Source organism: Atlantibacter sp. MEI4A-1023 (assembly GCF_056155425.1).
This window is the reverse complement of record NZ_CM149568.1, coordinates 54,557-70,385: the sequence shown is the minus strand read 5'-3', so window position 1 is coordinate 70,385 and position 15,829 is coordinate 54,557. Positions and strand designations below refer to the sequence as shown.

The following is a 15,829-nucleotide window of genomic DNA, read 5'->3' as shown; positions in this document are numbered from 1 at the left end:
TTACCACTCCTCACGTAATTTGCGCTCATATTCAAGCCCATCTTCAACGCCCTCCCCCCACAGTCCCTGAGCCCGCTGAATAACATCCTGGGTCTGTCGATCAAGATATTGCTCTATGGCTTCACGTAATAATTCTGCGCGTGGAAGATTGCGCCGCTGTTTAAGATGATCGAGTCGGCGGATAGCGTCGTCAGACAGATCAAGAAGTATTCTTCCCATAGCATCCTCGAATGTCATTAGCATATATCACCTCAGTATATCATTTTTGCCTGGTTAGCAATCACCTTACCCTGTGTAAGCCTGACACTTTTAAAAACCGAAATTAACCTTTCGCGCTGTAACAAATCATGTTTTGCGAGATGCTTTCCAGAGGCTTTTTTTAGTAAATCAGATGTTATTACTCGCGAGATGCTTTTGACTGGCTATGATGCCTATCTGACCACCTGCCAGCGCTGGCCTGGCGTGTGGCAGACCGAAGATAACAGAACGCCGCCCGAAGGCGGCGGTGAAGAAGATTTACAGCGTGACGCTAAACGACAGTTCGCCGCTAATCGGAGTAATAATAATGCCTAACTCACCCGGGCACGAACTGGCATTGGCAACCTCTCTGAGTTGGTGAATATTGCGCAGGCAGAGCGTCCAGTTGGTGGCATTGCCTTCACCGTGCACCATCAGCTTATGGCCCTCGCGCTTAACATACAGCGTAAAAGCCACCGAACCGTTTGCCATCGGCACGTCGCACTGCGCTTCCCTGCCATCATCAAGGTTGAACAGCTGGAATGCGGTGCCATCATGCCATGCGTAATCCGGCTTCTGGTCATTATTTCCAAGGGCGAGCAGCGTGTTGTCGCGCACGTACACCGGCAGGCTTGAGAAGTCATGGCGCTGTTTCAGCCAGCGGCTGCCTGACTGTTCGTCGTTATGCCACAGATGTGCCCAGCGGCCTTCCGGTAGCCAGAACGACACCTCTCCCGCCTCGCTGAACACAGGGGCCACCAGCAAGGAATCGCCCAGCATATACTGGCGGTCGAGGTAATCGCAGGCCGGATCGTCCGGGAATTCGAGCATCATGGCGCGCATTATCGGCGTACCGCAGGCATTCGCCGTGACCGCCTGGCGGTACAGATAGGGCATTAAGCGGCATTTCAGCTCGGTGAAGTGGCGCACCACGTCGCAGGCTTCGTCATCATACGCCCACGGCACCCGCCAGGATTTGCTGCCGTGCAGGCGGCTGTGGCTGGAAAGCAGCCCAAAAGCGCACCAGCGTTTGTAAACGTGCGCGGGCGCGGTGTTCTCGAAGCCGCCGATATCATGGCTCCAGAATCCAAAACCCGACAGCCCAATGGATAACCCGCCGCGCAGGCTCTCCGCCATGGATTCATAGTTGGCATAGCAATCGCCGCCCCAGTGTACCGGGAACTGCTGCGCGCCCACGGACGCCGAGCGGGCAAACAGCACCGCCTCTTCTTCGCCGAGGGTCTTTTTCAGCACGTCCCACACCAGCTCGTTGTAGACGAAAGCGTAATGGTTATGCATTTTCTGTGGGTCGGACCCGTCATACCACACCACATCGGTGGGGATGCGTTCGCCGAAGTCGGTTTTGAAGCAGTCCACGCCCATCTTCACCAGCCGCTTCAGATGATCGGCGTACCATGCGCTCGCCGCCGGGTTGGTGAAATCGACAATCGCCAGGCCTGGCTGCCATTTATCCCACTGCCACACCGCGCCGTTCGGGCGCTTCAGCAGATAGCCTTTCTCCATTCCTTCGCGGAACAGCGGCGATTTTTGGCCGATATAGGGGTTGATCCACACGCAGATTTTCAGGCCGCGGGCTTTCAGGCGCTGCAACATGCCCAACGGATCCGGGAACGTCGCCGGGTCCCATTCAAAATCGCACCACTGGAACGCCTTCATCCAGAAGCAGTCGAAGTGGAACACGTGCAGCGGCAGCCTGCGCTCGGCCATACCGTCGATAAAACGGTTCACGGTGGCTTCGTCGTAATTGGTGGTAAACGAGGTGGTGAGCCACAGACCAAACGACCACGCGGGCGGCAACGCCGGGCGGCCCGTCAGGCGGGTATAGCGGTCCAGCACCGCTTTCGGCGTCGGTCCGTCGATCACAAAATATTCGAGATACTCCCCTTCCACGCTGAACTGCACTTTCGAGACTTTCTCAGAACCGATTTCAAACGACACGCACTCAGGATGATTCACCAGCACGCCGTAGCCGCGATTGGTCAGGTAAAACGGGATGTTCTTGTACGCCTGCTCAGTGCTGGTGCCACCGTCGCGGTTCCAGGTCTCCACCGTCTGGCCGTTGCGCACCAGCGCGGTAAAACGCTCGCCCAGGCCGTATACGGTTTCGCCCACGCTGAGATCCAGCCGCTCGAACATATACTGGCGCGAGGCAATGCCGTCCTGCACGTAACCGTTGTTTTTCATCTGGCTGCCAGTGATGCGCACGCCATCACGCAGGAAATCGAGCGCCCAGTTTTCACCTTTGGTCACCCGCACGCTCAAATCGCCGCTTTTCAGTTCAGCAAATTCCGGCGTGTTGCGTATCTCAACCTGCACATTATCCATCACGTTAAGCGGGTAATGCGGGCCGTTGTCGACTGCGCCCTGAAAATGCTCAATACGCACGCCGATGATGCCCTGCTGCGGGGAGAAAAAGCGCAGGGTGAATAACGGCGTGTCGAGCTGCCAGGTACGCTCGCGCACGTCGCGCGGCGCGGCATACACCACCATCTCGTTGCCATGCTGTTCAACATCAAACACCTGAAGCGGATGCGTTAACGTCAAGCCCGGCTGGATAAGCCAGTTTCCATCGCTGATTTTCATCTGTTATCCCTCTGAATGATTCAGGTCTTTGCTGACCGGTGACTTTTCAAATTCCCGCTGATGGCTGCGCGCGCTCTGCCCCAGCTCGTTGAGGATGTTGCGTAATAGCGGCGTTTTCAGGGTGTAGAAGCGTTTGGCGATGAGGGCGCTCAGCACGTAACAGATGCCCGGCACGAGGGTAAACAGCGCAATGATAATGGTGATGGTGGCGCTATTTTGCGTGTGTGCGGAGGCGTCATAGCCGCCGCCTGCCAGCATCCAGCCGATCAGCGCGCCGCCCAGCGCCAGGCCCAGTTTCAGTACAAACAGCGTACCCGCAAAGCTGATGCCGGTGAGGCGTTTGCCGTTGCGCCATTCGCCGTAGTCCACGGTATCGGACATCATGACCCACTGGATCGGCGTGACGAGCTGGTGCAGTACGCCGATGGCGAAGATAAACACGAACATCAGGACGGTGGATTCCAGCGGCACAAAGAACATCGCGACGCTTAACATCGCCAGCGCGGCGTTGGTCCACCAGAACACGCTGACTTTGCATTTCCAGTCGGTGAGCGGTTTGGCGAGGGCGCTGCCAATCAGGTTACCAACGCAGTAAATGCCGAGGAACCAGGAGAACAATCCCGCATCCCCCATAATCCAGGTGACGTAATACATCATCGCCCCGCCGCGCACGCACACCGCCAGGATATTGAGGAGGGTGAGCAGCCCGACGACACGCCACTGGTCGTTTTGCAGGATATCGCGCAAATCTTCACGCATGGTGGAGGTGCTGGGTGGCGCTTCGACGCGCTCTTTGGTGGTAAAGAAGCAAAACGCCAGCATCAGAAAGGCGACTACCGCCAGCACGGCGATCCCACCCTGGAACCCGAACGCCTTGTCATCGCCGCCAATCAATTTTACCAGCGGCATCATCAGGACCGTGGAGAGCATGCCGCCGAGGGTCGCCAGCACGAAGCGCCAGGATTGCAGAGAGATACGTTGCTCCGGGTCGCTGGTGATCACACCGCCCAGCGCGCAGTACGGGATATTAACCACCGTATACATCAGGGTCAGCAGCGTATAGGTGACGGCGGCGTAAATCATTTTCCCACTCATGCTCAGGTCTGGCGAGCTGTAGGCGAACACGCACACCACGCCGAAAGGCAACGCGCCGAAAAGCACCCACGGACGAAATTTGCCCCAGCGGCTGCGGGTGCGGTCGGCAATCAGGCCCATCGCCGGGTCGGAAATGGCATCCAGCGCGCGGGCCAGCAGGAACATGGTGCCGACAAACCCGGCTGGAATACCGAAGATGTCAGTATAAAAAAACATCATATAAAGCATGACGTTATCAAACACGATATGGCTGGCGGCATCTCCCATGCCGTAGCCAATCTTCTCTTTAACCGATAACACTTGATCGCTCATGGCGGCCATCCTTATCACACAGCGTAAAATTTCGCTTAAGGTGTTTTAGCCCCGCACAGCGACGCGTGGAATTGTGTTTTCTGGTTATTTATTTATGTTAATTGTTTTCTGTGATCGAATTAACTCATTGATATTTAAATTAATTAGTTTTTGTGACAGATAGAATTTTCTTATTCATACGGTAGATGATTTTTGTTTACGCGTAAGGCGAGAAAAAAGAACGCAGCGGGTATTGGTAAGCGCCTGAAACGCGCCTATAATGCGCCGGCCTCCATGTAGCAATGAAGGCTCGGAAGATCGTCGTCTCCGGTGAGGCGGCTGGACTTCAAATCCAGTTGGGGTCGCCAGCGATCCCGGGCAGGTTCGACTCCTGTGATCTTCCGCCAAAATTGCTCCACCCCCATCCGAGAAAGTCTCAAAAACCCTTTATTTTCAATAATAATTGTCAATTACTTATCCGTAACCGTCCAGTAAGTTCTCCCTGAATCCGTGAAAAATATGTATAGTGGTGTGTATAGATTTTTTATACACATTTTGACTTATACACATGGCACTTACAGACATACAAATCAGACGAGCAAAACCTCAGGAAAAACCCTACACCTTGAACGATGGGCAAGGCCTGTCATTGCTTATCAATCCCGATGGTTCGAAGGGCTGGCGGTTCCGTTTTCGCCTCGCTGGAAAAGCGCGGTTAATGTCATTTGGCAACTACGACTTGATAAGCCTTGCTGAAGCTCGTGAAAAGCGCGAGATCGCACGTAAGCAAGTTGCTAATGGCATTGATCCGGTTGAAGAACGGAAGGCGCAAAAACTGGCACAGCAGCTTTCAACAGAAAACTCATTCGAAGCCATAAGCCGCGAATGGCATGCAAACAAAGCCGACCGCTGGACAGTGGCATACCGCGACGAAATCATTAAGACCTTCGAGCAAGATGTTTTCCCGTTCATCGGCAAACGTCCTATAGGTGAGATCAAACCTTTAGAATTGCTTGAAGTGCTGCGACGAATAGAGAAACGTGGAGCACTGGAGAAAACACGTAAGGTACGCCAGCGGTGCGGAGAGGTTTTTCGCTACGCGATCATAACTGGCCGAGCTGAATATAACCCTGCCCCTGATTTAGCTATCGCATTGGCCGTACCGAAGCAAAAACATCATCCTTTTTTATCCGCCGAAGAATTGCCTCATTTTATTCGGGATCTTGAAGCGTATACCGGCAGCATCATCACTAAAAATGCGACGAAGATAGTTATGCTTACTGGTGTACGAACGCAAGAAATGCGCTTCGCCACATGGGAAGAAGTTGATTTGGACAAAGGGATTTGGGAAATCCCCGCAGAACGAATGAAAATGCGCAGGCCGCATATTGTTCCTTTATCTACCCAGGTCATTGACCTATTTAGGCAACTCAAACCTGTTACCGGTCATTACCCTTATATTTTTATCGGCAGAAACAACCGCAGTAAGCCAATCTCGAAAGAAAGTGTGACGCAAGTCATTGAACTTCTTGGTTACAAAGGTCGTGCGACAGGTCACGGATTTAGACACACAATGTCGACTATCCTACATGAACAAGGATTTGATAGTGCATGGATTGAAATGCAACTTGCACATGTGGATAAAAATAGTATTCGAGGAACATATAACCATGCTCAGTACCTTGAAAGAAGAAGGGAAATGCTTCAGTGGTATAGCAACTATCTTTTAAAGTAATAATTTCCATTAAGGATTTCGAATGAAAATAATATCTTTATTTAATCATAAAGGTGGCGTTAGTAAGACAACTACGACTTTTAACATGGGGTGGATGCTAGCTGATCTTGGCTATAAAGTTTTAATAGTTGATGCTGATCCACAATGTAATTTGACGGCCTTAGCTTTGGGTTATTCGACCACTGATGATTTTGATGAAATATATAAAAACAATCCAAACTGTGATATTTATAGTTGCATCAAACCTGTTGTAGATGGTTCTTTAGGAAAAGTTATACCATCCGACCCATTAGTCACAACAAATCCAAATTTAAGTTTATTGTGTGGTAGCATCTATTTATCAGAAATTGAAACACAGATTGGAGTTGCGCTGACAACCAGCGCTGCTATTCCCGCAATTAGAAATATCCCCGGCAGTATCGGAGCTTTTTTGCGTGAGACAGCACGGAAACATGATTTTGATTATGTCCTTGTTGACATGAGCCCCAGCGTTGGAGCATTAAATGAATGTCTCTTAATGTGCAGTGACTATTTTATAGTTCCTACATCACCAGATTTCTTCTGTGCTCAGGCAATAAAGTCACTCGCGAAAGTCCTTCCTAGATGGAACAGCGAGATAAATAGCTTTAGAGATAGTAAAATATTATATCCATTCCCTATTGAACCACCGAAATTCATCGGCTTTATATCTCAGAAGTATCGTCCAAGAAACAATTTACCAGTAAAATCTTTTCAAAGATGGATTGATATCATCAAAGATGAGGTCACTAATACATTAATACCAGCTTTAAATCCTATCAATATGTCTATTTCGGCTTATGATTTTGAAAATGCCTGCCCGTCAAAAGAGCCTTTTAATTTAGCGAATATTTCAGATTTTAACTCACTAATTGCTCAATCTCAAAAACATAGTACCCCGGTATTTTCCCTCTCAGATGCACAAATCGAGCAAAATGGAGTAATACTGGATACAATGAAAGAAAACAGGAACGAGTTCAGCAATAATTTTAATGAGTTAGCTCGTTCAGTTGCTACGTTGGCAATTTGATAATACTTAGACCGAGGCTACGTTCAGCTCGGTCTAAAATGCTTATTTTAGTGAATTAGGATAAATAGTATATCAATCGCAATGATCTAGAATGAATTTTACCCACTGCGCGTATCTATAATCACCTACTTTTATTGAGTAGGTTTGCAAGTTATCAAGCCGGTGTGGCTCTTGCTTTGAATAGAAAAAGAGTAATTCTCCACCTTCCCAATTGCATACTATCTTCCTTAAATAAACCTCATCAGAAACTGCTAACCCATGGAAGTCAGCTTCACATGGAAATCTTGAATTTAGATATCTAGTCGCTTCCATAAACAATAAAACTATGTCTATGAAATCTTCTGCTTCCTCAAGAGTTGCATCTCGATACTCGTGCTCAATTTCATTTCTTATTTTATTTATTTTATCTATTACTCTAGGTCTAACTATTCCAACTCCTTCTAGGAAATCCATCTTTTTTGGAAAGTTCCTTAGATTCTTCTGGAAGTATTCGCCACCACAAAACGCTCGACAAAGAATATCCACTCTCATATGTAATGCCGATTTTGCATTTCGCACTGCATTATTCAGATTTCGGCGTTCATTTCCTGAATTCAAATCATCAATTGCATCTTGTAAGTATGTAGTAGGTTTTAAATAATCTTTTTGCCCTATATGGCTCCAGCAGCAATCTGGGTAAACATCTTCGTCCAAATCATCAGGAATCAACACAATACGCCCTCCTAAGAATAGAGTTATAATTATTTCCTTCACGTACTTTCAGATTGAATTTACCAAGATTTTATATTACATAAGAAAATGGTGCTAATCCCGATTGAATAACTCACAATTGCAGTAATCATAGCATATCTGTGTCTCGCAAATCTTTCATTGACCCTATGGCTTAATGTAACCCAAAGTTATTAGATGTAAGGTCAGCGCGCAATGCTTTCCCCGCCTCGCCTGCACGCTTCGTGGGTCTGTTTTCATGTAGGTGCATGGCGAGGCTCAAGATGCAACAGGCCCGAATGCATCAGATGAATGCATGGGCAGGAGGTGAATGCTTTAAGAGGCAACAGCATCAACACCGAAATAACTGATTTCCTTCATCCTCCGGGCGGCCTTTTCTTGCACTTCTCCTGACCGACTCAGAGGCTCGCCTCGCCCTGGAACGGCACCGCACCATCCACCGAGACTCCCACGAACCCGAGCGGCGCAGCGAAAAGCTCAGGCCGCTAAATTAAATATAATTAAATAAATACGTTACCGCTGGCGCGCAGTGCTTTCCCCGCCTCGCCTGCCCGCTTAAGGGATCGGTTTTAATGCAGGTGCATTTACGGGCTCAGGCCGCGCCGTTACTGGCGCGGGAAGGGGTCAAAAGGGTACATAAACGCATGCAAAACCATGCACCCTGTGGATGCATGGCTTAATTCAGGAAAAACAGCAGGTTTTTCGGGGATTTTCAGGCGGGGCGTTGCGCGGTCATTTCTGCACACCGGCGCGCATAAATCCGGTGCTGAACGGGTGTATATTTTTGCTGATTATCCACCCGCGAAGCCGCATCGGGCCTGCGTCCGGCGGCGGTTAAAATGTCATTATCCTGCGCACAGTAACTAACTTCTTTTTCGTCGCTCAGCCAGTTGTTCAGGGCTTCGCGAAAATAACCGGCGGCACGGTCGAGGGCACGGTGTCTGACCAGCTCCGGCTGGCCGTTCAGCGCCTTTAATTCCGGGGCCAGTACGGCGGCAAGCGTTGCGCCGTGCTGCTGCATAAATCCGTCAAGACCGTTCTGCATACTGACGCGCTGTAATGCTTCATGCGAGCGGATATAGCGACCGGCCGCCTGGTTAATCTGCCATTTTTTCACGTCGATAATTTCGCGCAGCTCCGCAAGTCTCACCGGGCAGTTTTCAGTGTCACCGGTCAGGTACTGATAGAGCGCCTGCTCTGCCTGCGTCAGTTCAGCTTTAAGCGTCAGCCAGGCGGCTTTGTCTGCCTGACAGACTTCAGAGGCCTGTTGTGTGGTTAATGTGGTCACGGTTATTTTCCTGTCAGATTACTGCGTGGCGGATGGTCGCTGCGTTCTGGCCCTGCCGGACTCAGCTTTAATAAAATCATCCGCCTCACCCCCTTCTGACGGCGGGCGGATAATACTGTCGATGGATTCCATCGAACGGAAACTTGCTGAACAGAGCAGATTGGTGCACTGGTAATAGCGGTGTTTCACACTTTCCGACAGATAGCGGCTGGTACGGGCGTGTGCCGCCTGTTTGCAGAACGGGCAGTGGATCATGATTTACTCCTTCATCCCGTTACCGGCTTTTTTTGCGGCCAGTGACTGCGCGAGTTTCAGACGGCTGACCGGGCTGTTATAAAGCTTCATATCCACACCGGTCAGCGCCGGGCGGTGCATGCCGGTAACGGACAGCACCGGCTCCTGGTCCAAGTCAAACTGATACATGACCGTCCTTCTCATCAGGCTTTCCCCGAGTTCACGGGCAGCGGTGGCGTGTGCCGCCGTGTCTCCCCGCAGCTCCAGCGAACGGACACGCAGCACAAAAGCACGTACCAGCGCTGTGTCGATGCCGGTCTGCGCACAGGCCCATTCCCCGTCTGCATAAGTGGTGAATGCTGTGTTGTGGGTGGCCGTGTATTTATCAGCCGTGCCACATGCGCCGAGCATCGCACGGGATTTATCATCCTCCAGTTCAGCAATCAGGGCGGTGAACTCCTCCGCCAGCTCGCGGCTGGCAATACGCTGACTGTGTTCGGCTTTCATTTCGGGGGTGATGTTGCCGCGCAGGCTGCGAAACCGGCTGCGCCAGCTCTGCTCCGCCTCGGCACTTTCATCCCGTGCGGCCTGCCGCTCCTGCTCGCTGCGACGAATGGCCGCCTCAATGTCATACAACTTTTTCATGCTGGCCATATGCGCGTCACGGGCCTGCGTGAATGCATCCAGTGCAACGGCCACGCGCTGTTCGTTTTCCTTCTGCTGGTTTTCGCCCATCGACTTCATGGCGGTGGCAATAATTTCTGCTGGCTTAATCATTTCAGGTTCTCCGTGTGTTCAACCTGAATAAATTCTGCCGCGACCCAGACAACAAGACGATTCATTCCAGTTGTGGCAGGTCTGGCACAAAGAGAGGAAAACCCGGCTCGCCAGAAAGAGGTGGCAGGAAAACCTTACTTACCGTTTGTTTTTTTACTTATAACTGTTCACTCTGTTCACCGGAAATAAAATAATAAGTAATACAGTAATTTAAAGGATGAACAGTTGAGGGTATGACTGTTCACCGTCTGTTCACCACTGTTCACCTTGCCTGTTTTGGTGAACGTTTGACTCTTAGACTTTTTTCCGGTTAATCAGCATTAAATTAATAAATACAAGTAATCAGGAACGGGCCATTACTTTGCCAACATTTGCCAAAAAGTGGCCAACGTTTGCCACGGTATAAAAAACGCTCTGTTGTGTGGTCAGCTACCACAAAATGACTTGTTGCCCTGCGGCAAAATATTCACAGAATAGAGAGCTACCCGAGGCCGGACGGACACGACCGGCACTGTATGGACTTTACGAGGTAGCCCGATGCTCACAGTTTCTTTTCTCTCATATCCCGCACATTTCACGGCGCAGTTTTATTTAACTGGTGCAATTTGTGATGTCTTTAAGACTGATGAATAACTAATAACACCACCGCATTTTTCAGATTAATTAGCAATTAAAGCTCCTTTGTATATGCAATTCAGTTATGGCCGGTTTTGATTAGTTTTTACAGGTTTTGTTTTGTTTTTACCGGCCTGTAGTCAATGTTTATTTCATTAAAAAACAAACATGACCTGAAGAAAAATATACACATAATAGGGAGCTACCCGAGGCCGGACGGACATGACCGGCACTGTATGGACTTTATGAGGTAGCCCGATGCACACTGTTTTTTCTTCCCCGTCTTCTGCCCCTGCCGCGCCACTTATGCCGGTCTCTGACAGCGTTCAGGAACGTTTTATCCGTCTGCCCGAAGTGATGCACCTGTGCGGCCTGTCACGCTCCACCATTTACGACCTCATCAGCCGCGAGGCTTTCCCGAAACAAATCTCGCTCGGCGGGAAAAACGTGGCGTGGGCACAGTCGGAAATCACCGCATGGATGGCTGACCGTATCGCCGACCGTAACCGGGGATATGACGCATGATGACCGCTCTGCAAAAAGCCCCTTTTTCTGGCTTGCGCCCGTTGTGGGTTTCCTGGTACAGTTTCCCCGCTGTCGCAAAATCGGCAGCCGGGCGTAGGAACCCGAGTTACTTATTGGCGACAACAGACGCGCCTTGCGTCTTTTTTTACGTCGTTGCTCTGGCACACCCATTTTTCGGGCTGTGGTGTTTCTGCATACATCATGGTCTCGCAAGCATAATGGTGGTCCGGGCGGGGCAGCCTTCGGGCTGGCCGGTTTCCAATAAGGCCGGTATTCCTACCCCCGTCCGGGTCACCACCCATGAGTGTAGGAACTCCGGTGGTGGCAATAACCGCTACTTATTGGAGTCTGCCGTCATGGCTACTATCCTCGCCCCGTCATACCCTCAGTTCGTCTTTGTCTTTGCGGCCATCCGTCGCGCTGACCGTAAACCCCGTGTCCGTATGCTGCGCACCGTTGCCGGTGACGAGCGCTCTGCCCGCCGTGCCCTTGTCCGTGATTATGTCCTGTCATTTGCCGGTCGCCTGCCGGTTGTGGAGGTGCGCCCGTGAAAGAGCTGACCCTGACCATCACCCACGCTGACCTTGTGAGCCTTGAGCATCTGCGTAACGTCGGCCAGTTCGTCGGCGAAATGTTACAGTTACAGGACACCACCACCGGTCACGACACGGAACAGCATTTACAGCTCGCCTCGGTCATTCATCTTATGACCGCCCGCCTCGACGATGTGGTCGAGCGCTGTAACCAGCGCTGGCTCACTGAGGAGGTACGCGCATGAAACAGCCATTACCGCCCGTACTGCGCGCCGCGCTCTATCGCCGTGCCGTGGCCTGTGCCTGGCTGACCCTGTGCGCGCGTCAGCAGCGTTATCCGCACCTGACCCTCGACACGCTGGAAAGTGCCATTGCCGCCGAGCTGGAGGGCTTCTACCTGCGCCAGCACGGCGAGGAAAAGGGCCGCCTGATTGCCTGTGCCCTGCTGGAAGATTTAATGGAAGCCGGGCCGCTTAAGGCCGCCCCGTCATTGTCCTTTCTCGGGCTGACCGTGATGGATGAATTATGCGCCCGCCACATCACCGCGCCGGTACTGCACTGAGGGAGACCACCACAATGAAAATGAACGTAACGGAAACCCTGAAACAGGCATGCGGCCACTGGCCGCGCATTCTCCCGGCGCTGGGTGTGAAGGTGATTAAAAACCGTCATCAGGCCTGTCCGGTGTGTGGCGGCTCTGACCGCTTTCGCTTCGATGATAAAGAGGGGCGCGGGACGTGGTTCTGTAACCAGTGCGGCGCGGGGGATGGCCTGAAACTGGTTGAGAAGGTGTTTGACGTCTCACCCTCAGAAGCCGCCGGAAAGGTCAGCGCCCTGACCGGCAGCCTGCCGCCGGTTGCCCCGGAAATGATTGCGGCCGCAGAAGCCGGAACGGAGGCTGACCGAAAAGCGGCCGTCGCGCTTGCCGCAAAACTCATGACGAAAACGCGCACGGCCACCGGTAACGCCTACCTGACCCGCAAGGGCTTTCCCGCGCATGAATGCCTGACCCTGACGGTCACGCACAAAACCGGCGGCGTGACCTACTGCTCCGGTGATGTGGCCGTGCCGCTTTATGATGAAAGCGGGGTGCTGGTAAATCTCCAGCTTATCAATGCAGACGGCATTAAACGCACCCTGAAGGGCGGCGCGGTGAAAGGGTGCTGTCACACCCTTGAAGGGAAAAAACAGGTCGGGAAACGTCTGTGGATTGCGGAGGGCTATGCGACCGCGCTCACCGTGCATCACCTGACCGGTGAAACCGTGATGGTGGCGCTGTCCTCCGTGAACCTTCTTTCTCTGGCGAGCCTTGCCCGTCAGAAGTACCCGACCTGTCAGATTATCCTTGCCGCCGACCGTGACCTTAACGGCGTGGGCCAGACAAAAGCGGCAGCGGCCGCACAGGCCTGTGACGGTACTGTCGCCCTGCCGCCGGTGTTTGGTGACTGGAATGATGCGTTTGTCCGGCAGGGCGAGGAGGCCACGCGCCGGGCGATTTATGACGCCATCCGCCCGGCGGCGCAGAGCCCGTTCGACACCATGAGCGAGGCAGAATTTACCGCCATGAGCGCCAGTGAAAAGGCGATGCGGGTGCATGAGCACTACGGCGAGGCGCTGGCGGTGGATGCGAACGGCCAGCTTCTGTCCCGCTATGATGCAGGTATATGGAAAATCATTCCTCCGTCTGAATTTGCCCGCGATGTGGCCGGGCTGTTTCAGCGTCTGCGCGCCCCGTTTTCATCGGGGAAAATTGCCTCCGTGGTGGAAACCCTGAAACTGATTATTCCTCAGCAGAACACCCCGGCGCGGCGGCTGATTGGCTTTCGTAACGGTGTACTGGATACCGGCACAGGCATTTTCAGCCCACACCACAAATCACACTGGATGCGCACCCTGTGCGATGTCGATTTTACGCCACCGGTTGAAGGGGAAACGCTGCAAACCCACGCACCGCATTTCTGGCGCTGGCTTGACCGTGCCGCCGGTGGCCGGGCTGACAAACGCGATGTGATACTCGCCGCGCTGTTTATGGTGCTGGCTAACCGCTACGACTGGCAGCTCTTTCTTGAAGTGACCGGGCCGGGTGGCAGCGGCAAAAGTATACTGGAGAAAATAGCGACCCTGCTTGCCGGTGAGGATAATGCCACGTCAGCAGATATTGATATGCTGGAAGACCCCCGCAAGCGTGCCGCCCTGACGGGTTTCTCGCTTATCCGTCTGCCGGACCAGGAGAAATGGAGCGGTGACGGTGCCGGGCTTAAGGCCATCACCGGCGGCGATGCAGTCTCGGTTGACCCGAAATACCAGAACCCGTACTCGACGCATATTCCGGCGGTGATTCTGGCCGTGAACAATAACCCGATGCGTTTCACTGACCGCAGCGGCGGGGTGTCGCGTCGGCGGGTGATTATTCACTTCCCGGAACAGATTGCGCCGGAGGAGCGCGACCCGCAACTCTGTGACAAAATCGCGCACGAGCTGGCCGTTATTGTGCGTCAGCTTATGCAGCGGTTCAGCGACCCGATGAGCGCCCGCGCACTGCTCCAGTCGCAGCAGAATTCCGACGAGGCACTCAGCATCAAGCGCGACGCCGACCCGGCGTTTGATTTTTGTGGCTATCTGGAGGCGCTGCCGCAGACGAACGGGATGTTTATGGGTAACGCCAATATCGTCCCGCGCCAGCCCCGTAACTATCTCTATCACGCCTATCTGGTCTATATGGAGGCCAACGGCTACCGGAACGTGCTCAGCCTGAAAATGTTCGGGCTGGGGCTGCCCATGATGCTCAAAGAATACGGCCTGAATTATGAGAAGCGGCACACCAGACAGGGCACGCAGACCAACCTGACCCTTAAGGATGAAAGCAACGGCGACTGGCTGCCGAAGTGCGACGAACCCGCAGCGACATAACCCACTTCAGACCGGCAACAGCCGGTCTTTTTCTTTCTGACCATTGCCACAAGGTGAATAATCTACCGTTCACCCTTCACCATCAGCTCACCATTTAACCCCATGAAATTACGGTATAAAAATGGAAGGTGAACAGAGTGAACAGTAAAACCTGAAAAAACTTTTTACCCCCCCCCTCGTTGCCTGACCCGGCGCAACCTACGCGAGCAAAAATTACAAAGGTGAAGAGTCGACTGTTCACTCTTCACCAACCCATCACCACTTAACATAGTGATTTAAAATGGAAAATTAGAGAGGTGAACAATGTGAACAGTTAAATGCAAAAAAACTTTTTTTGCGTATGATGTCGGTATGAGGCTTCACAAGAGAATTTGAATAATGGATAAGACTAGAGACTTTATTCTTGGAGGGCTTTGTCGCTATGGTTTGGCTGATTTGCCCGGCAGACCTTACGATTCTGCTTTTGAATTAATAGCCTCCTCACCAATCCGCAAACGCCTCATTGTGATGGGTTTTAATGGTTCGTCGGCAGATTCTCATATGACCAACAGCGAGTCTATTATTCAGGATCATTCAAAGCCTCTTGTCTCGAATGTCCATTTAGGGACGCAAGGGGAATGGGGAATTACTCACCTAGCTAAGCGACTACAACAGATACCTATCAGCCTTGGTTACAGATGGGAAGATGTGGTATTTACTAATGCTCTAATGATGTGTTCAACCAATGCCTCAGCACTCAAACAGGAGGCGAGTCGACACAAACTAACTGTCGAACAACTCGTAAAATACTCAACAAGATTTTTTGAGAATGTCACAATCCCTCTGTGTAAGCCTGAACTGATTGTCGCTTATAGCAACAGTCTACAATCCCTTTCAGCAGCAAATATTTTACTAAAACACTTCGGAGATCCAAGCACTCTCATCTATACGCAACAGAAGGGTTATTACACAACATTCGCTTTCTCAGCCGTACTAAATGATATGAAAATCCCTGTAATATGTGTCCGTCATATGTCTAGATTTAAACCTTCCGAAGAGTTAATTGAAACAGCTCTAGAGATGATGAAGAGACTTTAGCTTGATCAGTCAGATTGAACCATACACTTGAGACAATGTGTATAGAGATGTGTATAACGCAAACACAAATCAACGCAAAGTCAATTAAAAAACAATAGGTTAAATCATAAAAAGAACTCCTGTGATCTTCC

The 15,829-nt window shown here is 51.6% G+C and carries 15 protein-coding genes and 1 tRNA gene; 9 read left to right on the top strand and 7 right to left on the bottom strand.

Annotation, left to right across the window (positions count from 1 at the left end; genetic code table 11):
• The 3 genes from ACVV26_RS00360 to ACVV26_RS00350 form a co-directional block, all read right to left on the bottom strand.
• Nucleotides 1–243 (bottom strand): ribbon-helix-helix domain-containing protein, encoded by a 243-nt coding sequence (locus ACVV26_RS00360; protein WP_474799483.1) that lies wholly within the window; start codon nucleotides 241–243, stop codon nucleotides 1–3.
• 273 nt (nucleotides 244–516) lie between these two features.
• Nucleotides 517–2,841, bottom strand: a complete 2,325-nt coding sequence (yicI, locus tag ACVV26_RS00355) for an alpha-xylosidase (protein WP_474799482.1) — start codon at nucleotides 2,839–2,841, stop codon at nucleotides 517–519.
• A 3-nt stretch (nucleotides 2,842–2,844) separates the two neighbouring features.
• The gene (locus ACVV26_RS00350; protein ID WP_474799481.1) at nucleotides 2,845–4,248 is read right to left on the bottom strand and encodes a glycoside-pentoside-hexuronide family transporter; all 1,404 of its coding nucleotides are present in this window, start codon (nucleotides 4,246–4,248) and stop codon (nucleotides 2,845–2,847) included.
• A 291-nt stretch (nucleotides 4,249–4,539) separates the two neighbouring features.
• Here ACVV26_RS00350 and ACVV26_RS00345 point away from each other — a divergent pair.
• The 3 genes from ACVV26_RS00345 (at nucleotide 4,540) to ACVV26_RS00335 (ending at nucleotide 7,010) form a co-directional block, all read left to right on the top strand.
• Nucleotides 4,540–4,634 (top strand) — tRNA-Sec (locus ACVV26_RS00345).
• Nucleotides 4,635–4,795: 161 nt separating this feature from the next.
• Nucleotides 4,796–5,962: a tyrosine-type recombinase/integrase gene (locus ACVV26_RS00340; RefSeq protein WP_474799479.1), complete on the top strand. Its 1,167-nt coding sequence runs from the start codon at nucleotides 4,796–4,798 to the stop codon at nucleotides 5,960–5,962.
• Between the two features lie 22 nt (nucleotides 5,963–5,984).
• Nucleotides 5,985–7,010 (top strand): ParA family protein, encoded by a 1,026-nt coding sequence (locus ACVV26_RS00335; RefSeq protein ID WP_474799477.1) that lies wholly within the window; start codon nucleotides 5,985–5,987, stop codon nucleotides 7,008–7,010.
• Nucleotides 7,011–7,082: 72 nt separating this feature from the next.
• Here ACVV26_RS00335 and ACVV26_RS00330 read toward each other — a convergent pair whose 3' ends face one another.
• The 4 genes from ACVV26_RS00330 to ACVV26_RS00315 form a co-directional block, all read right to left on the bottom strand.
• Nucleotides 7,083–7,721: a hypothetical protein gene (locus tag ACVV26_RS00330; protein ID WP_474799475.1), complete on the bottom strand. Its 639-nt coding sequence runs from the start codon at nucleotides 7,719–7,721 to the stop codon at nucleotides 7,083–7,085.
• Between the two features lie 730 nt (nucleotides 7,722–8,451).
• Entirely contained in the window at nucleotides 8,452–9,027 is a 576-nt protein-coding gene (locus tag ACVV26_RS00325; RefSeq protein ID WP_474799474.1) for a phage polarity suppression protein, read from the bottom strand.
• A gap of 18 nt (nucleotides 9,028–9,045) precedes the next feature.
• A complete protein-coding gene (locus ACVV26_RS00320; protein ID WP_002437740.1) occupies nucleotides 9,046–9,282 on the bottom strand; it encodes an ogr/Delta-like zinc finger family protein in 237 nt (78 codons plus the stop codon).
• 3 nt (nucleotides 9,283–9,285) lie between these two features.
• Nucleotides 9,286–10,035, bottom strand: a complete 750-nt coding sequence (locus tag ACVV26_RS00315) for a capsid protein (RefSeq protein ID WP_474801990.1) — start codon at nucleotides 10,033–10,035, stop codon at nucleotides 9,286–9,288.
• A gap of 876 nt (nucleotides 10,036–10,911) precedes the next feature.
• Here ACVV26_RS00315 and ACVV26_RS00310 point away from each other — a divergent pair.
• The 6 genes from ACVV26_RS00310 to ACVV26_RS00285 all read left to right on the top strand — a co-directional run bounded on the left by ACVV26_RS00310 (nucleotide 10,912) and on the right by ACVV26_RS00285 (nucleotide 15,698).
• Nucleotides 10,912–11,178: a helix-turn-helix transcriptional regulator gene (locus tag ACVV26_RS00310; protein ID WP_313397213.1), complete on the top strand. Its 267-nt coding sequence runs from the start codon at nucleotides 10,912–10,914 to the stop codon at nucleotides 11,176–11,178.
• On the top strand, nucleotides 11,175–11,729 hold the full coding sequence (locus ACVV26_RS00305; protein ID WP_474799472.1) for a host cell division inhibitor Icd-like protein: 555 nt from the start codon (nucleotides 11,175–11,177) through the stop codon (nucleotides 11,727–11,729). Before ACVV26_RS00310 ends, ACVV26_RS00305 begins: the two co-directional genes overlap by 4 nt.
• A complete protein-coding gene (locus ACVV26_RS00300) occupies nucleotides 11,726–11,956 on the top strand; it encodes a hypothetical protein (RefSeq protein WP_312320018.1) in 231 nt (76 codons plus the stop codon). Before ACVV26_RS00305 ends, ACVV26_RS00300 begins: the two co-directional genes overlap by 4 nt.
• Nucleotides 11,953–12,273, top strand: a complete 321-nt coding sequence (locus ACVV26_RS00295; RefSeq protein ID WP_313048861.1) for a DUF5375 domain-containing protein — start codon at nucleotides 11,953–11,955, stop codon at nucleotides 12,271–12,273. The genes ACVV26_RS00300 and ACVV26_RS00295 overlap by 4 nt, the downstream gene beginning before the upstream one ends.
• Before the next feature lie 14 nt (nucleotides 12,274–12,287).
• Complete coding sequence (locus tag ACVV26_RS00290) at nucleotides 12,288–14,621, top strand: primase-helicase zinc-binding domain-containing protein (RefSeq protein WP_474799471.1); 2,334 nt, start codon at nucleotides 12,288–12,290, stop codon at nucleotides 14,619–14,621.
• Nucleotides 14,622–14,999: 378 nt separating this feature from the next.
• Nucleotides 15,000–15,698 (top strand): hypothetical protein, encoded by a 699-nt coding sequence (locus ACVV26_RS00285; protein ID WP_474799470.1) that lies wholly within the window; start codon nucleotides 15,000–15,002, stop codon nucleotides 15,696–15,698.
• The last annotated feature ends 131 nt before the right edge of the window (nucleotides 15,699–15,829 follow it).